Annotated in this window: 20 protein-coding genes and 1 pseudogene; 8 read left to right on the top strand and 13 right to left on the bottom strand. The window is 64.1% G+C overall.

The features are described from left to right. Window positions 1-16: 16 nt before the first annotated feature. The 6 genes from ACSZPK_RS13275 to ACSZPK_RS13250 form a co-directional block, all read right to left on the bottom strand. The gene (locus ACSZPK_RS13275; protein ID WP_437881938.1) at window positions 17-976 is read right to left on the bottom strand and encodes a FecR family protein; all 960 of its coding nucleotides are present in this window, start codon (window positions 974-976) and stop codon (window positions 17-19) included. Further along, complete coding sequence (locus ACSZPK_RS13270) at window positions 973-1,461, bottom strand: RNA polymerase sigma factor (protein ID WP_437882013.1); 489 nt, start codon at window positions 1,459-1,461, stop codon at window positions 973-975. The genes ACSZPK_RS13275 and ACSZPK_RS13270 overlap by 4 nt, the downstream gene beginning before the upstream one ends. Window positions 1,462-1,667: 206 nt before the next feature. Continuing rightward, complete coding sequence (locus ACSZPK_RS13265; protein ID WP_437881937.1) at window positions 1,668-2,375, bottom strand: 3'-5' exonuclease; 708 nt, start codon at window positions 2,373-2,375, stop codon at window positions 1,668-1,670. After that, window positions 2,372-4,300, bottom strand: coding sequence for a DUF294 nucleotidyltransferase-like domain-containing protein (locus ACSZPK_RS13260; protein WP_437881936.1), 1,929 nt, complete (start codon window positions 4,298-4,300; stop codon window positions 2,372-2,374). Before ACSZPK_RS13260 ends, ACSZPK_RS13265 begins: the two co-directional genes overlap by 4 nt. A gap of 181 nt (window positions 4,301-4,481) precedes the next feature. Further along, entirely contained in the window at window positions 4,482-5,102 is a 621-nt protein-coding gene (locus ACSZPK_RS13255) for a DUF4198 domain-containing protein (RefSeq protein ID WP_437881935.1), read from the bottom strand. Window positions 5,103-5,677: 575 nt separating this feature from the next. Next, entirely contained in the window at window positions 5,678-7,855 is a 2,178-nt protein-coding gene (locus ACSZPK_RS13250) for a malate synthase G (protein WP_437881934.1), read from the bottom strand. A gap of 160 nt (window positions 7,856-8,015) precedes the next feature. On the opposite strand from ACSZPK_RS13250, the gene ACSZPK_RS13245 reads away from it, so the two are divergent. From ACSZPK_RS13245 to ACSZPK_RS13235, 3 genes are all read left to right on the top strand, one after another. After that, window positions 8,016-8,456, top strand: coding sequence for an N-acetyltransferase family protein (locus tag ACSZPK_RS13245; RefSeq protein WP_437881933.1), 441 nt, complete (start codon window positions 8,016-8,018; stop codon window positions 8,454-8,456). Between the two features lie 15 nt (window positions 8,457-8,471). Further along, window positions 8,472-8,993, top strand: coding sequence for a glycine cleavage system protein R (locus tag ACSZPK_RS13240; RefSeq protein WP_437881932.1), 522 nt, complete (start codon window positions 8,472-8,474; stop codon window positions 8,991-8,993). 321 nt (window positions 8,994-9,314) lie between these two features. Continuing rightward, the gene (locus ACSZPK_RS13235) at window positions 9,315-9,656 is read left to right on the top strand and encodes a hypothetical protein (protein ID WP_437881931.1); all 342 of its coding nucleotides are present in this window, start codon (window positions 9,315-9,317) and stop codon (window positions 9,654-9,656) included. A gap of 208 nt (window positions 9,657-9,864) precedes the next feature. On the opposite strand, the pseudogene rarD reads toward ACSZPK_RS13235, so the two are convergent. From rarD to ACSZPK_RS13200, 7 genes and pseudogenes are all read right to left on the bottom strand, one after another. After that, window positions 9,865-10,746: pseudogene (gene rarD / locus ACSZPK_RS13230) on the bottom strand (EamA family transporter RarD); the annotation flags it as partial. A gap of 69 nt (window positions 10,747-10,815) precedes the next feature. Continuing rightward, the gene (locus tag ACSZPK_RS13225) at window positions 10,816-11,790 is read right to left on the bottom strand and encodes a serine/threonine protein kinase (RefSeq protein WP_437881930.1); all 975 of its coding nucleotides are present in this window, start codon (window positions 11,788-11,790) and stop codon (window positions 10,816-10,818) included. Between the two features lie 55 nt (window positions 11,791-11,845). Then, window positions 11,846-12,541: a molybdate ABC transporter permease subunit gene (modB, locus tag ACSZPK_RS13220; RefSeq protein WP_437881929.1), complete on the bottom strand. Its 696-nt coding sequence runs from the start codon at window positions 12,539-12,541 to the stop codon at window positions 11,846-11,848. Next, complete coding sequence (modA, locus tag ACSZPK_RS13215) at window positions 12,528-13,277, bottom strand: molybdate ABC transporter substrate-binding protein (RefSeq protein WP_437881928.1); 750 nt, start codon at window positions 13,275-13,277, stop codon at window positions 12,528-12,530. The genes modB and modA overlap by 14 nt, the downstream gene beginning before the upstream one ends. A gap of 17 nt (window positions 13,278-13,294) precedes the next feature. Continuing rightward, on the bottom strand, window positions 13,295-14,059 hold the full coding sequence (locus ACSZPK_RS13210) for a TOBE domain-containing protein (RefSeq protein ID WP_437881927.1): 765 nt from the start codon (window positions 14,057-14,059) through the stop codon (window positions 13,295-13,297). Between the two features lie 98 nt (window positions 14,060-14,157). Continuing rightward, entirely contained in the window at window positions 14,158-14,880 is a 723-nt protein-coding gene (locus tag ACSZPK_RS13205; protein ID WP_437881926.1) for a double zinc ribbon domain-containing protein, read from the bottom strand. A 22-nt stretch (window positions 14,881-14,902) separates the two neighbouring features. Next, window positions 14,903-15,196 (bottom strand): hypothetical protein, encoded by a 294-nt coding sequence (locus ACSZPK_RS13200; RefSeq protein ID WP_437881925.1) that lies wholly within the window; start codon window positions 15,194-15,196, stop codon window positions 14,903-14,905. A 231-nt stretch (window positions 15,197-15,427) separates the two neighbouring features. Between ACSZPK_RS13200 and bioB the strand changes: the two genes are divergently transcribed. The 5 genes from bioB (at window position 15,428) to bioD (ending at window position 19,885) form a co-directional block, all read left to right on the top strand. After that, window positions 15,428-16,486, top strand: coding sequence for a biotin synthase BioB (gene bioB / locus ACSZPK_RS13195; RefSeq protein WP_437881924.1), 1,059 nt, complete (start codon window positions 15,428-15,430; stop codon window positions 16,484-16,486). Window positions 16,487-16,553: 67 nt separating this feature from the next. Then, complete coding sequence (gene bioF, locus ACSZPK_RS13190) at window positions 16,554-17,723, top strand: 8-amino-7-oxononanoate synthase (protein ID WP_437881923.1); 1,170 nt, start codon at window positions 16,554-16,556, stop codon at window positions 17,721-17,723. Continuing rightward, complete coding sequence (locus ACSZPK_RS13185; protein WP_437881922.1) at window positions 17,716-18,411, top strand: alpha/beta fold hydrolase; 696 nt, start codon at window positions 17,716-17,718, stop codon at window positions 18,409-18,411. The genes bioF and ACSZPK_RS13185 overlap by 8 nt, the downstream gene beginning before the upstream one ends. Continuing rightward, window positions 18,408-19,205 carry a malonyl-ACP O-methyltransferase BioC gene (gene bioC, locus ACSZPK_RS13180; RefSeq protein WP_437881921.1) on the top strand — a complete coding sequence of 266 codons (798 nt, stop codon included), beginning with the start codon at window positions 18,408-18,410 and terminating at the stop codon, window positions 19,203-19,205. The genes ACSZPK_RS13185 and bioC overlap by 4 nt, the downstream gene beginning before the upstream one ends. Further along, a complete protein-coding gene (gene bioD / locus ACSZPK_RS13175; protein ID WP_437881920.1) occupies window positions 19,202-19,885 on the top strand; it encodes a dethiobiotin synthase in 684 nt (227 codons plus the stop codon). Before bioC ends, bioD begins: the two co-directional genes overlap by 4 nt. The last annotated feature ends 48 nt before the right edge of the window (window positions 19,886-19,933 follow it).

The following is a 19,933-nucleotide window of genomic DNA, read 5'->3' as shown; positions in this document are numbered from 1 at the left end:
AGGCGCCGCGTTTCGGTTACTGCTTCAGGGGTACGAGGCGTACCCACCAGTCGGTGTGTTTCTCGATGCGCACCGGCAAGCTCGGCGGTAGCGCCGCCAGGGCCAGGTTGCTGTCGTTGAGGGGGAAGCTGCCGCTGATGCGCAGGTCGGCGAGGCTTGGGTCAACGCCCAAGTAGCCGTGGCGATACTCGCCAAGTTGTTCGACCAGATCGGCGAGACGGACGTTTTCCACCACCAGCATGCCGTGGCTCCAGGCATCCGCGGCGCTTGGAGCGGCATGCGTGTCGCCCAGGCCGCTTGCACTCATCAGCACTTGCTTGCCGGCTGGTACCACCTGTTCGTTGTCCAGTCGTGCGGGGCGCGCGGCAACAGCTGATTGCAAGACGATCAGACGCGTGCCGTTGCCCTCGCGACGTACCAGGAAGCGTGTGCCGAGGGCACGCAGGCGGCCCTGATCGGTGTCGACCACGAACGGGCGGGGATCGCCATGGGCGGTCTGCACGAGGATTTCTCCGCTGCGCAGGAACAGGCGCCGTTCGGCGCCAGCGAAGTCGATGTCCACTGCGCTGCGACTGTTCAGGTGCAACTGGCTGTTGTCCGGCAGGGTCATGCTCAATTGCTCGCCGCTGCCAGTCATCTGGTCGGCCAGGTAATCACTCAGCGGCCGTTGCTGGCTCATCAGGCCGAGGCTGACCGCGACCGCCACCGCCAGGCCCAGCAGACTCCCGCCGATGCGGCGTACGCGCCGCTTGCTTTCATGATCGCCACGTAGCAGGGCACGGCGTGCGGGCATGGGCGTAGCGGCGGCCAGTTGCTGATCGAGGCCGCCCAACTGTTGCCAGACCTGGGCATGCTCGGGCTGGGCGTCGTGCCAGTGGCTGAAGTGCTGGCGATCCTGAGCGGTTGCCTCACCCGAACCCAGGCATAGCTGCCAGGCGATAGCTTCATCGAGGACCCGCGAGGAAACCGCGTTCATGTCGGCTCGCCATATAGCGCGATATAGCACTGGCGCAACCCCTGAGCGAGGTACTGGCGCACTCTCGATACCGATACGCCCAGGCGTTCGGCGATCTCGGTGTGGCCCATGCCGTCCAGGCGGTTGTGCAGGAACGCCGCGCGGGCCTTGCTCGACAGCTTACCGAGCAGGCGGTCGATTTCGCGCAGGGATTCCAGGATCAGTGCCTGCTCTTCGACACTCGGTTGTAACGGCTCAGGCAACTCGGCGAGCTCGTCCAGATAGCTGCGTTCCAAGGCGCTGCGACGGAAATGGTCGACCAACAGCCCCTTGGCGATGGTGGTCAGCAGGGCGCGGGGCTCGCGTGGTGTTTGCAGATCATCGCGGCCGAGCAGTCGGACGAAGGTATCCTGGCTGATATCCTCGGCGCGGTGTGGGCAGGCCAGGCTCTTGCGCAGCCAGCCGAGCAGCCAGGCGCGGTGATCGCGATACAACAGGTCAACCATGTGATGGTGAGTGGAAGACACGGCGATCCCCGCGAGGACAGGAAATAAAGTGAGAATGATTCGCAGGTATAATGCCAAAAAGCCTTCCTGGCCGGCAATCGGTCTTCGCGCGGAATGTGATGGGCGGTGTACGCCTTGAGCTGCAAGCCACGGGCTTCATGCTGCAAGTCAGAAGCAAAGGCCAGCGACCAGGCGTTTCTTGCCGATCAAAGAATCGGCACCTGCCGTCGACGGCGCCAGCTTTGCAGGCGGCGTTCGAGGTAGGCGAGGTTGTCGATGCCCTGCTGGCGCGCCTTGCTGAACAGGATCAGCGCCAGTTCGGCGGTGGCCAGGGCGTCGGCGCTGGCGTTGTGGCGTTCGCTGGCTTGCAGGTTGAAGTGGCCGAGCCAGTCGTCCAGGCCAGCCCGGCGGAATTCGACGTCTGGCAGGAGCAAAGGCGCCATTTCGGCGACATCGAGGAACGGGTGGCGCAAGCGTATGCCGAGGCTTTCCTTGAGCGCACGGGCCAGCATGTGCTGGTCGAACGCAGCATGAAAGGCCAGCAATGGGCTGTCGCCGAGGAATTCCATGAAGTCGAGCAGCGCTTCGGCCGGCGCGATGCCGGCGGCGATGGCACTGGGCGCGATGCCATGGATCAGGGTACTGGCGCTGGCCTGGTGGTCGGCGCGGTGCAGGGTCGCTTCGAACTGCTGGCTGAAGTCGATGGCGCCTTCCTCGATCACCACCGCACCGATGGCCAGGAGCTGGTCGCGCTGTAGATTCAGGCCGCTGGTTTCCAGGTCGAGCACGACGATGCGTTGTTGGCGCAGAGGCGTTTCATCGAGTAGGGGCGCATTTGAAAGCCGGGCGCGGCGCTGCTGCTGAAGCGTGCTCAGTTGTGGTGTTTCGCGGTGCATCCAGTCGAACAGTTTCATAGCTGGTAACGCAGGCTCAGGCTGGTTTGCAGGCGCTGGGCCTGACGGAAGGACTCACGCAGGATGCGCCGGTCAAGGTGGTTGAGGCTATCGGGGTCCAGGCGATTGGAGAATGGCTGGCCCTGTACCGCCTGCAACTGATGCAGTTGCAGGCGGGTCTGCTGGATGAAGTGATAGGCCTCTTCATAGGCGGCGCCGTCGAGTCGTTCGATGGCACCGAGGCGCACCAGCTCGGCGAAGCGCTGCAGGGTGTTGCAGGTTCTCACGCCATGCACCAGGGCGAGCAGGCGGGCACCGTCGACGAAGGGCGTGAGGCCTTCCTTCTTCAGGTCCAGGGTGTCCTTTTCCGCGCCCTTGCGCGCCACCACGAAATCGCGGAAGCGCCCGACCGGAGGGCGATGTTGCAAGGCGTTGGCCGCCAGCATGCGCTGGAACAGGCTGTTGTCGGCCACCTCGCGGAACAGTTGCTGGCGCAGTTGTTCGCAACCGGTATCGTCGCCCCAGACCGTGCGCAGGTCGAAATAGATGCTGGAGCCGAGCAGGTTCTCCGGCGTCGCTTCGCGCACGAAGGTGCTGAAGCGCCGCGCCCATTCCTGGCGCGACAGGCACAGTTGGGGATTGCCGGCCATGATATTGCCGGGGCACAGGGCAAAGCCGCAGCGTGCCAGTTGTTGATTGATCCGCTGGGCCAGCGGCAGCAGGCGCTGGCGGATGGACTCGGCCTCGCTGGCGTCGCGCGCTTCGAACAGGATGCCGTTGTCCTGGTCGGTGTGCAGGGTCTGCTCACGGCGGCCTTCACTGCCGAAGCACAGCCAGGTGAACGGTACGCCGGGGTCGCCCAGCTCCTCCACCGTCAGTTCGATGACCCGGCTGACGGTATGGTCGTTGAGCAGGGTGATCAACTGGGTGATCTGCGTTGAGCTGGCGCCGTGGGCGAGCATGCGCTCGACCAGTTGGCGAATGTCGCCACGCAGGGCGATCAGGGTCTCCAGGGTGCCGGCGTTGCGGATGGTACGCGCCAGGTGGACGAGATCGACCCGTTGCAGGGAGAACAGGTCGCGTTCGGAGACCACGCCGACCAAGCCCCCATGCTCGACCAGGCAGACGTGGGCGATATGCCGCTCGGTCATCGCCAGCGCGGCGTCGAAGGCGCTGGCATCGGGGGGCAGGTGGAACGGTTTCTGGGTCATCAACGCACTGATCGGCTGCGCCAGCTCCCCGCCGTCGGCGACCACGCGGCGCAGGTCGCGCAGGGTGAAGATACCCAGCGGCCGGCCACTGTCGTCGACGATGACGATGCTGCCGACATGCTGCTCATGCATGCGGCGCACGGCTTCGCGGGTCGGTGTGGTCGCGCTGCAACTGACGGGGTGTTGCATGGCCAGTTCACGCAGGCGGGTGTCCAGCGAATACTGCGCGCCGAGGTTTTCCGCGGCGCGCATCTGCACCTGCTGGTTGACCTGGTCGAGCAGGCTGCTCACGCCGCGCAAAGCGAAGTCGCGGAACACCGCGGACTGGCCGAACAGGCGGGCGAAGGCCTCCTTGCCGAGGAGCAGGCAGAAGGTGTCTTCACCGGCCAGGTGTTCCGTGCGGGTCGCCCGTTCGCCGAGCAGGGCGGCGATGGGGAAGCACTCGCCGCTGGCGATCTCGAAGGTGGTCTCGGTGCCACGCCTGGCCGAATGCGGCCGCTCGCCGACGACCTGGCCCTGCTTGACGACATAGAAGTGCTGCACCGGGCCATCGGCCGGCTTGATGATGCTTTCCCCGGCGGCATAGAAACGCAGTTGGCAGTGCTCGACCAGGTAGGCCAGGTGGCTGTTTTCCATCTGGTTGAACGGCGGGTACTTGCGCAGGAATTCCATGGTACCGTGGATGTTCTGCATCACGGCGGTCTTGCTGGCAGCGGCGCTGTCCTTCGAGGTCATGAGCGATCCCTTCTGTCGGGGCGTTTTTGCTCATGGTGGGCTGGTTTGGCGATATGCGCCAATAGGACGTAGGTCGCACGTGCTACGAAGCTGCGAGAACGACCCGGCGTGGCTGTGCCTGGAGAGAATCCGGCAGATAGAGAAACCGCCCCGGAGGGCGGCTTGTCGCTACGCGTTCAGATCACTCGGCGGTGAAGTTCAGCGTATGTACGAAACGCGATTTCTCGTAGGCCTTGCCGTCGAGTTCGCCTTTGCCTTCCACGCTGTGGGCGACTTCCAGCACATACTGGCCTTTCCACGGCAGGACCAGGGTCACCTGGCCTTTCTCGTCAGTGTGGAAGCCCTTGCCCCATTTCTGCGGGGAGAAGGCCGTGACTTCGGCTTCAGCCAGGGGCTTGCCTTCGAACAGCAGGGTGAAGGTGTTGCTGCCGGCGCTTTGCGGAACCAGTTCGAAGTCGCTGGCGGCCTTGGTTTCCTCACGGCCGACCTTGGCTACGAATACCGCGCGGCTGTCGCCATACACGGTGGCCTTGGTCAGGCGTACGTCACCCTTGCCCTGGGTGGCGAAGGACAGGTTGTCCGGATTCTGCTTGCCATCGAGTTTCTTGCCGGCCAGCACGGCCTGGCTGCCGTCGAGCATCTTCAGATAGCCATCGCGTGTTTCACGCAGATCGTCCGGCCACTCGCCGAAGTAGGCGCGGGTCTCGCCCTGGCCATCGCGTTCCAGCCAGACCATATGGGCTTGGGCCATGCCAGCGAAGGCACAGAGTCCGAGTGCGGCGAACAGCGTTTGCAGTTTCATGGTGGAGCTCCTGATTGTCATGAGGGAGGGGCTTTCGTCCTGGATGACGCGAGGCAGACGACCAGGGCCCAGACGAATCAGGCGCTGATCGAAAAGCGCGCTGAAGCTTAATTGATGAGAATAATAATCAACTGCGTAGAATTGTTTTAATTTGTTGCGTTCGGGCTTCTCTGGATGACCGAGGTGATTTCTTCGACTCACCTGTATCAACGCTTCAGCAAGCACGTGTTCTGGGTTCGTCGCAGCCTTACTGTGCGTGGCGGCAACCGTGCCTTGTACCGCAGTGGCCGATGATCTGGGGCGGGCCGACAGCGACGAGGCGAGGAAGGCAGCGCCGCTTGCTGTTCCGGCCATCCGTTTCACTTGAGCAAGACCGCTCGATAGGGGGGAGGGCTGGATGAAGGTGAGCCACCTGTCATCCAGCCTCGGAGCTTAGAACCTGTTCACGATCTGCTGTGCGTCGGCCCTACTGCGTTAAAAACAAGCTCGGAATGCTCATTTACAGCGCGTAGACTCCACTTCCTCGCTTGTTTTTGCCTTGTATGGCGCTAGCTCGCGAGATCGTGAACAGGTTCTTAAAGTCCGTTTTTCGCCTTGTACTCGCGACGCCGGCGATGCAGCACCGGCTCGGTGTAGCCGTTGGGCTGGCGGGCGCCTTCGAGCACCAGTTCCAGGGCCGCCTGGAAGGCGATGTTGTCATCGAAGTTCGCCGCCAGCGGCCGGTACTGGGCGTCACCCGCGTTCTGCCGGTCGACCACCGGCGCCATGCGCTTGAGGCTGGCGACGATCTGCTCTTCGCTGACCACGCCATGACGCAGCCAGTTGGCCAGCAACTGGCTGGAAATGCGCAACGTCGCGCGGTCTTCCATCAGGCCCACGTCATTGATGTCCGGCACTTTCGAACAACCGACGCCGTGGTCGATCCAGCGCACCACGTAACCGAGGATGCCCTGGGCGTTGTTGTCCAGTTCGTTCTGGATTTCCTCGGCGCTCCAGTTGGTATTCGCTGCCAGCGGAATGCTCAGGATATCGTCCAGAGCAGCCCGCGCACGCGTGGCCAACTCGGCCTGGCGGTCGAACACGTTGACCTTGTGGTAGTGCAGGGCATGCAGGGTTGCCGCGGTGGGCGAGGGCACCCAGGCGGTATTGGCGCCGGCCAGCGGATGGGCGATCTTTTGCTCCAGCATGGCGGCCATCAGGTCGGGCATGGCCCACATGCCCTTGCCGATTTGCGCGCGTCCTTGCAGGCCTGTGGCAAGGCCGATGTCGACGTTCCAGTTCTCGTAGGCGGTGATCCACTTCTCGGCCTTCATGGCGGCCTTGCGCACTACCGGGCCGGCTTCCATGGAGGTGTGGATTTCGTCGCCGGTACGGTCGAGGAAGCCGGTGTTGATGAACACCACGCGCTCCTTGGCGGCCTGGATGCAGGCCTTGAGGTTGACGGTGGTGCGTCGTTCCTCGTCCATGATGCCGACTTTCAATGTGTTGCGCGCCAGCCCGAGCAGGTCTTCGACGCGCGAGAAGATTTCGCCGGTGAAAGCGACTTCCTCCGGACCGTGCATTTTCGGCTTGACGATGTACACCGATCCCGTGCGGCTGTTCTTGCGCGTGGTGTCGCCATTCAGGTCGTGCAGGGCGATCAGGCTGGTGAACAGGGCGTCCAGGATGCCTTCCGGCACTTCGTTGCCATGGGCGTCGAGGATTGCCGGATTGGTCATCAGGTGGCCGACGTTGCGAATGAACAGCAGGCTGCGCCCGTGCAGGGTCAGCTCGCTGCCGTCCAGGCGGGTGTAGACCCGGTCCGGGTTCATGGTGCGGGTGAAGGTGGTGCCGCCCTTGCTGACCTGTTCGGCGAGATTGCCCTTCATCAGGCCCAGCCAGTTGCGATAGACCACCACTTTGTCGTCGGCATCGACGGCGGCGACCGAGTCCTCGCAGTCCATGATGGTGGTCAGTGCCGATTCCAGCAGCACGTCCTTGACCCCGGCGGCATCGGTCTGGCCGATCGGGCTCCTGGCATCGATCTGGATTTCGAAGTGCAGGCCATTGTGCTTGAGCAGCAGGGCGATGGGCGCATCGACGTTGCCTTGCAGGCCGACCAGTTGGTTGTCGTCACGCAGGCCGCTGTTGCTGCCGCCCTTGAGGCTGACCACCAGCTTGCCGGCAACGACCTTGTAGGCGGTGGCGTCGGCGTGGCTGCCGGCCGCCAGTGGCGCGGCCTGGTCGAGGAAGGCGCGGGCGAAGGCGATGACCTTGTCGCCGCGCACCTTGTTATAGCCGCTGCCTTTTTCCGCGCCGCCGGCTTCACTGATCGCGTCGGTGCCGTAGAGCGCGTCGTACAGCGAACCCCAGCGGGCGTTGGCGGCGTTGAGGGCGAAGCGTGCGTTCATCACCGGCACCACCAGCTGCGGTCCGGCCAGCTCGGCGATCTCGATGTCGACGTTGCCGGTCGTGGCCTGGAAGTCCGCCGGTTCCGGCAGCAGGTAGCCGATTTCCTGAAGGAACGCCTTGTAGGCCACGGCATCGTGCGGCTGGCCCGCGCGCGCCTGGTGCCAGGTGTCGATCCTGGCCTGGAGGTCGTCGCGCTTGGCCAGCAGTCCACGGTTCTTGGGCGCCAGGTCGTTGATCAGGCTCTCGGCGCCCACCCAGAAGGCGTCGACCGATAGATCGGTTTCGGCAATGGCTTCTTTATTGATGAAGTCGTAAAGGACCCTGGCGACCTGCAGGCCACCGACTTGAACGCGCTCAGTCATTGCTTTCCTCACTTGTGTCCAGACGCTTTGAATCCGCGGCCTGTCGGCCATGTAGTGCAAGTTTGCGGATACTACATAAATAGGCAAAAAAAGCCAGTGGCCTCCCCTCGTACCTTGGTCGGAGAATGTTGGCTCATCCACCATTCACCTGGAGGCATCCATGACCATAGTCGAAGCTCGTTCACAGCACTTGCCTGCCCTGACCGAGCTGTTCTGCGGTTATCTGCGTTTCTACGAAGTGACACGTTCACGCGAGGACGTCGAGCGCTTCCTCGGCGAGCGGTTGCGCCTGGGGGACTCGACCGCGCTGTTAGCATTCTCGGCAGAAGAGGCCGTCGGTTTCGTGCACCTGTATCCGCTGCAGTCGTCCCTTGACCTGGCTCCCGCCTGGCTGCTTGGCGACCTGTTCGTCGCTGAGCGGGCGAGGCGCTCGGGCGTGGCGCAGGCATTGATGAACGCGGCCAGCGACCATGCAAGGGCGAGCGGGGCCCGCACGATTATGCTGGAGACCGCGAAAACCAATCTGGCCGGGCAGGCGCTGTACGAGAAACTCGGCTATGTGCGCGACGAGGTGTTCTATACCTACAGCCTGAGCCTGTGAATCGAGGAGTGCACCGTGGAGCATCTGGTCCTGACCGTAATCGCCGCCGACCGGCCTGGCCTCGTCGAGCGCATAGCCCATTGCATCGCCAGTCACTCTGGCAACTGGTTGGAAAGCCGTATGTCGCGCATGGCCGGGCAGTTCGCCGGCATCCTGCGGGTGACGGTGCCTGCGGAGTCGCGCCAGGCCTTGATCGAGGATCTGCAGGGGCTCGATGCCCAAGGCGTGCGGGTGCAATTGGCCGAGGCTGGAAACGATCCGGCAATCAACTGGCGCACCGTTTATCTCGATCTGCTGGGTAACGACCGGCCCGGCATCGTGCGCGACATCACCCGCCTGTTGTCCGCGCAAGGCGTGAACCTGGAACGCTTCAACACCGAGGTGACGCCGGCGCCGATGAGCGCTGAATGGCTGTTCCACGCCGAGGCCCGCCTGGCCGTGCCCCTGACGCTGGCGCTGGATACCCTGCAGGAAAGGCTGGAGTCGCTGGCCGATGACCTGATGGTCGAGCTGAACCTGCGCGCAGACGACCAATAGCAGGTGATTCGCGGGCAGATATCCACGAAAGTCGTGGATGACTCTGTGGACAGCCTGGGAGGTAGTCGCTGTATCCCATGCAGCGCAAGGGCTGGAGTACGATGACGAAAAAAGGACCAGTGTGTGAAAGTTGTCTCCATGGATCGGGGATCAGTCTGTGGAAAAGCTGTGAGGCGCTAGCGCCAGCCCAGGCCTGACGAGGGATTGGCTCCGTTGTTGGTTTTCTGAGCGAAAACCCTATGCCGTCCAGCCGTCGGGGAGCTGTCCACCGAGTTTGTGGATAAAACTGTTGGCTAGCTGGGGGCAACAGGCGAAATGCCCATGAGTAAAGGGCTGCATGCCGCCGTCGGAAAGCTGGCGCTGTGCATGAAGTTGTTCACAAAGCCTGTGGGCAAGTGTGTGAGCAGTACGGGGATGATTGGCTATGAGCCTGGCAGGCTGTGGGTTGTGGCCGGTTGGGTATTTTCTGTGCCCGGCCTATGGGCATGGATCGAGCTTTGCCTCTCTGATTCGCTGAAGCGAAAACCAGCTGTTGATAAGTCTGTTTGTAGCCTGTGGGCAGTTTGCTACAAACGGCATTTTGAAGGGCTGGATCGCCTGTCTGAAAGCATTGTCGACGAAAGGCGGCAGGCTTATCCCCGCAGACGTTGCATGAAGCTGTGAATAAGCTGGGGAGCCATCCTTCGCTAGCTAGTGCGATGGCGGTCGCCGCTATTTGCTCGAAAAATCAGCAGATTCAATGGTTTATGCACATGTCGTGGGGATCGTTCTGTGGACGACCTCGGGATGAATGGCTGCAATCCACGCCGGCCGGGGGCTGTGGCCTGTCGAGCACTTTTCGTTCAGTTATCCGCGGGGGGGGCGTTTGTCCCCGGCGGCTCAGAAAGCGCCAGATGTCGACGCTATAGACCAGCAAGCCGAGCCAGATGAAGGCAAAGGCGATCAGCCGGCTGGGCTCCAGGTGCTCGTCGTAGACCAGCACCGCCAGCAGCAGAACCAGCGTCGGCGCGATGTATTGCAGAAAACCCAGTGAGGTATAGGGCAGGTGGCGTGCAGCCGCGTTGAAGCACAATAGCGGCACGATGGTCACCGGGCCCGCTGCGATCAGCCACAGGGCCTGTGGGCTACTCCAGAACGCGACCTGGCTGGTCTGCATGTCTGGATGCAACAACAGCCATCCCAGTGCGACTGGAACCAGTAGCCAGGTTTCCACCACCAGCCCTGGAAGCGCGGCGACCGGCGCCTGCTTGCGGATCAGGCCGTAGAAGCCGAAAGTCAGGGCGAGCGCCAGCGAGACCCAGGGCAGGCTGCCGGCCTGCCAGACCTGCTGCAGCACCCCCGCGCTGGCCAGGGCCACGGCGAGCCATTGCAGACGGCGCAGGCGCTCGCCAAGCAACAGCATGCCGAGCAGCACGTTGACCAATGGATTGATGTAGTAGCCCAGGCTGGTTTCGAGCATGCGTCCGTTGTTGACCGCCCAGACGTAGATCAACCAGTTGCTGGCGATCAGCAGGCCGCTGCCGGTGAGTACGGCAAGCCGCTGCGGATGCTGCCGCAATTCACGCCACCAGCCGGGATGCTTCCACAGCGTCAGCAGCAGGCCGCCGAACAGGGCGGACCAGAGTACGCGGTGAACCACGATTTCCAGCGAGGGCACGGCCGAAACGGCCTTGAAGTAGAGCGGGAACAAGCCCCAGGCCGCATAGGCGCAGATACCCAGTATGTAGCCGAGGCGGGGATTGGCGGTGGCCATTGGGGTCCTTGGGCAGTTTCAATTTAAGGGACTCAAGCGTTAAAGCCGCCTGAGGCTTGCAACTCGCGTTCAAAACAATCGCAGCGGCTCTTCATCGAGTGCGGCGATCTGTTCGCGCAAGGTCAGAACCTGATCGCCCCAGTAACGTTCGCTGCCGAACCAGGAAAAGCTCATGGGGAACGCCGGGTCGTCCCAGCGGCGGGCCAGCCAGGCGCTGTAGTTGAGCAGGCGCAGGGCGCGCAGCCCTTCGATCAACGGCAATTGGGCGGCGTTGAAGTCATGGAACTCCTGATAACCGTCGATCAACTCCGACAATTGCCCCAGGCGCTCCTGGCGGTCGCCGGCGAGCATCATCCACAGGTCCTGCACGGCCGGGCCCATGCGACAGTCATCGAGGTCGACGATGTGATAGCTGTCGTCCCGGCACAGCAGGTTGCCGGGGTGGCAGTCACCGTGCAGGCGGATCGCCGTGTAGGGGCGCCTGGCGAACAGTTCGTCGAGGCGCCCCAGCAGGTCGCGGGCGACGGACTCGTAGGCCGGCAGCAGGCTTTTGGGGATGAAACCGCCATCCAGCAGCGTGGTCAGTGCCTGGTGGCCGAAGTTGTCCACCGTCAGCGTTTCGCGGTGTTCGAACGCGCGGCTGGCACCGACCGCATGCAGGCGCCCGAGCAGTTGCCCCAGCCGGTACAGTTCATCGAGATTGCCCGGTTCCGGTGCGCGGCCGCCGCGACGCGGGAACAGGGCGAAGCGAAAGCCGGCGTGTTCGAACAGGGTCTCGCCGTCGCGTTGCAGCGGCGCCACCACCGGTACGTCGCACTCCGCCAGCTCAGCGCTGAAACTGTGCTCCTCGCGGATTGCCGCATCGCTCCAGCGCTCGGGGCGATAGAACTTGGCGATCAGCGGTTGCTCGCCTTCGATGCCGACCTGGTACACGCGGTTCTCATAGCTGTTCAGCGCCAGAACCCGTGCATCGCTGAGATAGCCGATGCTTTCCACGGCATCCAGCACCAGGTCGGGAGTAAGGGTGGCGAAGGGGTGTGACATGTGACGTGACTCCTGAAGGCAGGTCGCGAGTGTAGCGCCTTGTTGCGTGGAGCCTTCAGTTGATGACTGCTGTACGGGTCGTGCGACGGGCATCGCCGAAGCCATAGACCATCAGCAGCAGGAAGAACGACAGCGCCAGCAGGCAGGCGGCCAGGTGATGGGCCTGCTCGTAGCGCAGGGCTTCGACGTGCTGGAACAGGGCGATGGATACCACCTGGGTCTGCCCCGGAATGCTGCCGCCGAGCATCATCACCACACCGAACTCGCCCAGGGTATGGGCGAAACACAGGGTGCAGGCGACCAGCAGGCCGCGCCTGAGCAGCGGCAAGGTCACGCGCCACAGCCGCTCCCAGCGATTGGCGCCGAGGCAGGCCGCGGCTTCCAGCAGGCTGGGCGGGATCTCACGCATGGCCACTGTCAGCGGCTGGACCACGAACGGCAGCGAGTAGATCACCGACCCCACTACCAGCCCGGGAAAGCTGAAGGCCAGGCCGTGCCCGGTCGCCCACAGCCAGCTTGCACCCAGCGCCGTGTTCGGCGCGAACAGCACCAGCAGGTAGAAGCCCAGCACTGTCGGCGGCAGGACCAGAGGCAAGGCCAGCACCGCGTCGAGAACCTTGCGCAAGCGGGTCTGCTTGCGCACACGCCAGGCCGCCAGCGGCAGGCCGATGATCAGCAGAATCAGGGTGGTGATGGCGGCCAGCTTGAGAGTGACCGCCAGGGCCAGCCAGTCGCCGTCACTCAGCAGCACAACCGGCCTCGCCCGGTAGCGCGTAGCCAGCAGCTTTGAGGGTGTCTTGCTGCGCGTCGAAGTAGCTCACGAAGGCGTCGGCCGCTGCCTTGCGCTCGCCCTTGGCCAGCACCACGCGTTTTTGCACCAGCGGCTCGTACAGGTCGGCATCGACCTGGCTGTACTGGGTCTCGGCGACATTGGCCGCCTTCAACTGGCTGAGGGCGACGAAGCCGCTCGGCGTGTTGTGGCTCTTGATGAACTGGAAGGCCTGGCCGATATCCTGGCCGTAGACGATGCGGTCTTTCACGGCATCCAGTTGGCCGCTCTTGGTCAGGGCCTGGATCGCCGCTTTGCCGTAGGGCGCGGTGTCCGGCTGGGCAACCGAAATCTTGCCGGCTGGCAGGTTCTTCAGATCGGCCTTGGCATCCGGCACCCACAGGGCCAGGCGTCCGCAGGCGTAGGTCCTGGCTGCGCTGCCGCTGCCGGCCTTTTCCAGTTTTTCCGGGCGCTCGGCGTCGGCGGAATAGAACAGGTCGAACGGTGCGCCGCGCTGGATTTGCTCGAAGAAAGCGCCACTGGAACCCCCGACGATTTCGACCTTGTTGCCGCTCTGGCTTTCATAGGTCTTGGCGATGGCTTCCATGGTTGGCAACAGGTTGGCGGCAACGGCGATGCGCACCGGCTCGGCAGCCTGGGAATGAGCGCCGCCGAGGCAGAGGGCGAGCAGGGCGAATGGACGCAGCGAAAGGCGCATGGGGTTTTCCTTGTCGTTCAGGTTGGGATGCCCAGGAGTACCTGGGTGGGAGCAAAACACGCACGCACAGGCTGGCCTTCTGCGAGGCCGAGTCGGTGCAGGCGATCACGTGGCAACAGGGCGCAGAGCGTTTGTCCATGGCCCAGGTCGATACGGATTTCGCAGGGGCCGTCGCGGTCTTCGAGTATCTGCCCGACCTGGCCCGTGAGTTCGTTGAACGTGCCGTCGGCCTGCTCGTCGACCGCGAGCAACTCGATGGTTCCAGCCTTGAACAGGGCGATGACCGGCGCACCACCCCGCAGCTCCAGTAATTCGGTGCTTTCGTGGGTAATCTGCGCGCGCAGCCGCTTGCCGTTGCCGAGGTCCACCTCGATCAGATCGTTGCGGCCCTGCTCGTGAATGGCGTGCACCGTGCCGCTCAACTGGTTGCGCGCACTGGTGCGCAACATCAGGCGCCCCAGCAGTTGCATGTCGCCATCCTGCTCGGCGGCTTCGAACAACTGGCTCTGCAACTGTTCCAGGCGCTTGTAGAGCTGCAGCAGGCGCTCCCCCGTGGCGGTCAGGCGCGCACCGCCGCCGCCCTTGCCACCGATGCTGCGCTGAACCAATGGCTGGCCAGCCAGGTTGTTCATCTCGTCGATGGCGTCCCAGGCGGTCTTGTAGCTCAGCCCGGCGGCCTTGGCGGCACGGGTGATCGCGCCTTGTTCGGCAATCTGTTGCAGCAGGGCGATGCGTTGCGGACGACGCGTGATGTAGTGGGCGAGGTTGGTCAGCGTGCTCATGCCGGGTCTTTCGTCCTGCGTTCGGTTCGCGTTTTGCGCGATATATTTTTTTATATAGCGATGCACGATGCTTTATCCGCTGCGCCTGGTCAATCCTTTCAGTCGTCGCCCGGTTTGCCGGTCCGGGCCAGGCAGTAGACATCCACGCGCCGCGCGCCGGCCCGCATGAGCAAGCGGCTGATGGTCCGCGCCGTGGCGCCGGTGGTGAGCACGTCGTCGACCAATGCGATATGCAGTCCGGTCGGTGTCGCAGCGGGGTGCAAGGCGAAGGCCTGGCGCAGGTTGCGCTGCCTGGCCACGGCGTCCAGCTGTTGCTGGTGGGCGGTGTCTCGCGGGCGCAGCAGCCAGCGCTTTTCGTGGCGCAGTTGCAGTCCGTTGGCCAGCCAGTCGGCGAGCATTTCGGCCTGGTTGAAGCCGCGCTGCCGCCTCCGACGGCTGCTCAAGGGCACCGCCAGCAGCAGGTCCGGGCGTGGCTGGCCTGCGCTGAAGGCCTGTTCGAGATGGCCTATCAGCAGATCGCCCAGCAGCCTGCCAAGCGGCCATTTGCCCTGGTGCTTGAAGCGATTGATCAGGCTGTCCACTGGGAATGCATAGCGCCAGGGCGCTTCCACGCGGGCGAAACCTGGTGATCGCTTGAGGCATTCACCGCAGGTCATGCCCGCGACTGGCAGCGGCAGGGCGCAGGTCTGGCACTGGTTGCCGAGCCAGGGCAGGTCGCGCTCGCAGCCTGGGCACAAAGGAAGTCTCGCCGCGTTTTCGCCGCGAGCGCCGCAGAGCAGGCAGTTGGGATGACCGCGCAGGCGGCCGAGAAGGGTCAGCATGGAGGTCCATCTCCGTGGCCAGTTACTGGATCAGCCAGCTCATGACGATCAGGCCGAGCAAGGTCCAGATGATGCCGCTGATGATCGAGCGACGGAAGAAGGCACGGATACCGCTGTACAGCAGAAGCAGGCCGATGATCAGCAGGATGAAGCTGAAGATCGAGGTGTCCATGCCGATGGCGCGGGCCATGGCGTGGAGGAACTGGTCCATGGCGCGCCAGACGGCATGCAGCGCCCCGCCGAGCAGGTCGACGACGAAACGGATCGCTGAGCCAACGGCGTTGCCCAGCCAATCGAAAATACCTTCAGAGCTCATGAATCGGTCCTGGCATGAATGCGATGGTAATTTGAGTCGCCAATGACGATAACGGTTCGACTTGACGAAGCGGTAACTGAACTGTTCGTAATTTGATCATATGTAAACCTATTGTGTTTTTTGTGGTTGACATGAGGTGGCCAAAACATATGATGCGCGCTATTGCCTGACCCGCTGTTTCGTGCGGGCTTTCCAAGAACGAAGGTGCCCGAGCACCCAGAGGATGGACCGATGAGCGCGACCACCACCGCATCCACACGCCATGACTGGACCCTTGCCGAGGTCCGGGCCCTGTTCGAGCAGCCTTTCAGTGACTTGCTGTTCCAGGCGCAAAGCATGCACCGCGCGCATTTCGACCCCAACCGCGTCCAGGTCTCGACCCTGCTCTCGATCAAGACCGGCGCCTGCCCCGAAGACTGCAAATACTGCCCGCAATCCGGCCACTACAACACCGGCCTGGAGAAAGAAAAACTGATGGAGGTGCAGAAGGTCCTGCGGGCCGCCGCCGACGCCAAGGCCATCGGTTCGACCCGATTCTGCATGGGCGCCGCCTGGAAACACCCGTCCGCCAAGGACATGCCCTACGTGCTGCAGATGGTCAAAGGCGTGAAGGCGCTCGGCCTGGAAACCTGCATGACCCTCGGCCGCCTCGATCAGGAGCAGACCCAGGCCCTGGCCGACGCAGGCCTGGACTACTACAACCACAACCTGGATACCTCGCCGGAGTTCTACGGCAACATCATCACCACCCGCACCTACAGCGAGCGCCTGCAAACGCTGGCTTATGTCCGCGAGGCGGGGATGAAGATCTGCTCCGGCGGCATCCTCGGCATGGGCGAGTCGGTGGACGACCGCGCCGGCCTGCTGATCCAGCTGGCCAACCTGCCCGAGCACCCGGAGTCGGTGCCGATCAACATGCTGGTCAAGGTCAAGGGCACGCCGCTGGCCGAGGCAAAGGACGTCGATCCGTTCGACTTCATCCGCACCCTGGCGGTGGCGCGCATCCTCATGCCCAAGTCCCACGTACGCCTGTCGGCCGGACGCGAGCAGATGAACGAGCAGATGCAGGCCTTGGCCTTCATGGCCGGCGCCAACTCGATCTTCTACGGCGAGAAGCTGCTGACCACCACCAACCCGCAGGCCGACAAGGACATGCAGTTGTTCAAGCGCCTCGGCATCAAGCCGGAAGAGCGCGAAGAGCACGCCGACGAAGTGCATCAGGCCGCCATCGAGCAGGCGCTGATCGAGCAGCGTGACTCGCAACTGTTCTACGACGCCGCCTCGGCCTGACAACCGATCGCTGGAGATAGGGTGGAAGCAGTTCTCCCCGCTTTCCGGCGTATTTATCGATGCGCTTATGACATTCGACCTTTCTGCGCGCCTCGTTGATCGGCGCGCCGCCAACCTGTTCCGTCAGCGCCCGTTGCTGCAGGGCCCGCAAGGGCCGCTGGTGCGGGTCGACGGTCGCGAGCTGCTGGCGTTCTGTTCCAACGATTACCTGGGCCTGGCCAATCACCCGCAAGTGATTGCCGCCATGCAGTCGGGGGCCGAGCGCTGGGGCGTCGGCGGCGCAGCCTCGCACCTGGTGATCGGCCACAGCGCACCGCACCACGAGCTGGAGGAAGCGCTGGCCGCCTTCACCGGACGACCGCGTGCCTTGCTGTTTTCCACCGGCTACATGGCCAACCTGGCCGTGGTCACGGCGTTGCTCGGGCAGGGCGACAGCGTGTTCGAGGATCGTCTCAACCATGCCTCGCTGCTGGATGCCGGGCTGCTCAGCGGGGCGCGTTTTTCCCGCTACCTGCACAACGACGCACAGAGCCTGGGCAAGCGCCTGGAGAAGGCCGAGGGCAATGCGCTGGTGGTGACCGACGGCGTGTTCAGCATGGACGGCGACCTGGCCGATCTGCCGGCGCTATGCACGCAGGCCAGGGCACGCGGCGCCTGGGTGATGGTCGATGACGCGCATGGTTTCGGCCCGTTGGGCGCGACCGGCAGCGGCATCGTCGAGCACTTCGGCCTGGGGCTCGACGAGGTGCAGGTGCTGGTCGGCACCCTGGGCAAGGCGTTCGGTACCGCGGGTGCCTTCGTCGCCGGCAGCGAGGAACTGATCGAGACGTTGATCCAGTTCGCCCGGCCCTACATCTATACGACCAGCCAGCCACCGGCGGTCGCTTGCGCCACGCTGAAGAGCCTCGAACTGCTGCGTGCCGAGCACTGGCGCCGTGAGCATCTCGCCACGCTGATCCGTCGCTTGCGCCAGGGTGCCGAATCCATCGGCCTGACCCTGATGGACAGTCCGACGCCGATCCAGCCGATTCTGGTCGGCGACAGCGCCCGGGCCGTGCGATTGTCGGCCTTGCTGCGCGAGCGCGGGGTGATGGTCGGCGCGATCCGCCCGCCGACCGTCCCGGTGGGGGGCGCACGCTTGCGAGTCACCCTGTCGGCGGCGCACAGCGCCGCGCAGGTCGAGCGCTTGCTGGAGACGCTGGCCGAGTGCTGGCCGCTGGTGGCTGCCGATGAGTGAGCGTCTGCTTCTTCTGCCTGGCTGGGGGCTCGGTACGGCGCCCCTGGCTGGTTTGCTCGCCCGACTCGAAGGCGAGCTGCCCGTCGAAGTGGTGGCGTTGCCGGATTTCGCCGAACCCGATTGGCTGGAGCGCCTGGATACGGCCCTGCCACAAGATGCCTGGCTGGCCGGTTGGTCCCTGGGCGGCATGCTGGCGGTGGAACTGGCGGCTCGCCGCCAACGTCGTTGCCCCGGCGTCATCAGCCTGGCCAGCAACGCCTGTTTCGTGGCCCGCGAGGATTGGCCGGCAGCGATGGCGCCCGAGGTCTTTGCCGCCTTTTATCAGGGCTGCGCAGAGCAACCCGAGGCGACCCTCAAGCGCTTTGCGCTGCTGTGCGGCCAGGGGGCAGCCGACGCGCGCGCGCTGGGCCGCAACCTCCTGGCGCAGGCGCCTGGAACGCAGGCCTCGACGCTGCTGGCTGGCCTGGATGTGCTGGCGTCTCTGGATACACGCCCTGCGTTGCAGAGCTATGTGGGACCGAGCCTGCATCTGTTCGGCGAGGCCGACGCCCTGGTGCCGGTGCAGGCCAGCCAGTCGATCTGGCAGCCGACGATGCGGGTCGAGTCGGCGTGCCATGCATTCCCTGTCGAACGTGCGGATGAGGTGGCCGCGGCTATCCTGACGTTCATTCGGGAGCAGTCTGCATGAATGAGCAGCCCGCTTTGCCAGACAAGCGCCAGGTGGCGATCTCCTTTTCCCGGGCGGCGAAGAGCTACGACGAGGTCGCGGATTTGCAGCGCGGCGTGGGCAGCGAGTTGTTGGCGCGTCTGCCTGTTCAGCTCGAACCCCAGCGCTGGCTGGATCTTGGCTGCGGCACCGGGCACTTCAGTCGAGTGCTGGCCACCCGTTTCCCCGACGCCGAAGGGCTGGCCCTGGATCTGGCCGAAGGCATGCTGAAGCATGCACGACCCCAGGGTGGCGCGCGGCATTTTCTGGCGGGCGATGCGGAGCACTTGCCGCTGCGCGATGGCAGTGTCGACCTGGTGTACTCCAGCCTGGCGGTGCAGTGGTGCGCGGATTTTCCGGCGGTACTCGATGAAGCGCGGCGTGTGCTCAGGCCCGAGGGGGTGTTGGCATTCTCCAGTCTCTGCCAGGGCACGTTGCAGGAGTTGCGTGAAAGTTGGCAGGTCGTCGATGGCTACGTTCACGTCAATCGCTTTCGTTGTTTCAGTGACTACCAGCAGCAATGTGCGAAGGCCGGCATGAAACTGCTGGGCCTTGAGCGCAAGGCGCGGGTGCTGCACTTTGCCGACCTGCGCGAGCTGACTCATGAATTGAAATCGATCGGTGCCCACAACCTCAACCCGGGCCGGCCGGAAGGCTTGACCGGGCGAGCGCGGCTGCGCGCCCTGGCCCAGGCCTACGAACGGTTCCGCCAGCCATCCGGCCTGCCGGCGACCTACCAGGTGGTCTACGGCGTGCTGCAGAAGGCGTGCCGATGAGCGCTTATTTCGTGACCGGAACCGATACGGAAATCGGCAAGACCACCATCGCTTGCGCACTGTTGTACAAGGCACGCAGCCTGGGGTTGTCCACCGCGGCGGCCAAGCCGGTTGCCTCTGGCTGCACGCTGACGGAACAGGGGCTGCGTAATGACGATGCCCTGGCGTTGCTCGGCGAGTGTTCCATGCCCCTGAGTTATGCCGAGGTCAATCCCGTTGCGTTCGCGCCGGCCATCGCTCCGCACCTGGCGGCACGCGAGGCTGGCGTGGCGCTGACTGTCGAGGCGTTGCTGGGGCCGGTACGGCACGTTCTGGCGCGGGGTGCCGATTTCACTGTGGTCGAAGGCGCCGGTGGCTGGCGGGTGCCACTGGCAGGGCGCGAAACGCTGGCGGACCTGGCCATTGCCCTCGATTTGCCGGTGATCCTGGTGGTGGGTGTGCGGCTTGGGTGCATCAATCACGCGATGCTGAGCGCCGAGGCCATCGCTCGCGACGGTTTGCGCCTGGCAGGCTGGGTGGCCAATGTGGTCGATCCGGCAACGTCACGGCTGGAGGAGAACCTGCAGACCCTGGCGCAGTGCCTGGCGGCGCCTTGCCTGGGGCGCGTGCCGTTCCTGGTTGGACCGACGCCCGGGTCCGTTGCCAGCTACCTCGGCCTGCCGACGGTCGATTGGCAATAACCGGCAGCACTTCATATAGCCATTTTTCTGTACGTTTTTTGTCCGCTT

This window comes from Pseudomonas sp. LRF_L74 (assembly GCF_965644255.1).
Classification (GTDB): domain Bacteria; phylum Pseudomonadota; class Gammaproteobacteria; order Pseudomonadales; family Pseudomonadaceae; genus Aquipseudomonas.
Note: the sequence above shows the minus strand (reverse complement) of the source record. Positions and strands in the feature narration are given on the sequence as shown.

Coding starts and splice junctions, on each gene's coding strand:
- modA (WP_437881928.1), bottom strand. CDS start 13,277: ATGCGCCTTTCGCTGCGTCCATTCGCCCTGCTCGCCCTCTGCCTCGGC.
- ACSZPK_RS13210 (WP_437881927.1), bottom strand. CDS start 14,059: ATGAGCACGCTGACCAACCTCGCCCACTACATCACGCGTCGTCCGCAA.
- bioC (WP_437881921.1), top strand. CDS start 18,408: ATGAATGAGCAGCCCGCTTTGCCAGACAAGCGCCAGGTGGCGATCTCC.
- ACSZPK_RS13270 (WP_437882013.1), bottom strand. CDS start 1,461: ATGGTTGACCTGTTGTATCGCGATCACCGCGCCTGGCTGCTCGGCTGG.
- bioD (WP_437881920.1), top strand. CDS start 19,202: ATGAGCGCTTATTTCGTGACCGGAACCGATACGGAAATCGGCAAGACC.
- ACSZPK_RS13265 (WP_437881937.1), bottom strand. CDS start 2,375: ATGAAACTGTTCGACTGGATGCACCGCGAAACACCACAACTGAGCACG.
- ACSZPK_RS13200 (WP_437881925.1), bottom strand. CDS start 15,196: ATGAGCTCTGAAGGTATTTTCGATTGGCTGGGCAACGCCGTTGGCTCA.
- ACSZPK_RS13275 (WP_437881938.1), bottom strand. CDS start 976: ATGAACGCGGTTTCCTCGCGGGTCCTCGATGAAGCTATCGCCTGGCAG.
- ACSZPK_RS13235 (WP_437881931.1), top strand. CDS start 9,315: ATGAGTAAAGGGCTGCATGCCGCCGTCGGAAAGCTGGCGCTGTGCATG.
- ACSZPK_RS13255 (WP_437881935.1), bottom strand. CDS start 5,102: ATGAAACTGCAAACGCTGTTCGCCGCACTCGGACTCTGTGCCTTCGCT.
- ACSZPK_RS13225 (WP_437881930.1), bottom strand. CDS start 11,790: ATGTCACACCCCTTCGCCACCCTTACTCCCGACCTGGTGCTGGATGCC.
- bioB (WP_437881924.1), top strand. CDS start 15,428: ATGAGCGCGACCACCACCGCATCCACACGCCATGACTGGACCCTTGCC.
- ACSZPK_RS13205 (WP_437881926.1), bottom strand. CDS start 14,880: ATGCTGACCCTTCTCGGCCGCCTGCGCGGTCATCCCAACTGCCTGCTC.
- ACSZPK_RS13250 (WP_437881934.1), bottom strand. CDS start 7,855: ATGACTGAGCGCGTTCAAGTCGGTGGCCTGCAGGTCGCCAGGGTCCTT.
- ACSZPK_RS13245 (WP_437881933.1), top strand. CDS start 8,016: ATGACCATAGTCGAAGCTCGTTCACAGCACTTGCCTGCCCTGACCGAG.
- ACSZPK_RS13185 (WP_437881922.1), top strand. CDS start 17,716: ATGAGTGAGCGTCTGCTTCTTCTGCCTGGCTGGGGGCTCGGTACGGCG.
- bioF (WP_437881923.1), top strand. CDS start 16,554: ATGACATTCGACCTTTCTGCGCGCCTCGTTGATCGGCGCGCCGCCAAC.
- ACSZPK_RS13260 (WP_437881936.1), bottom strand. CDS start 4,300: ATGACCTCGAAGGACAGCGCCGCTGCCAGCAAGACCGCCGTGATGCAG.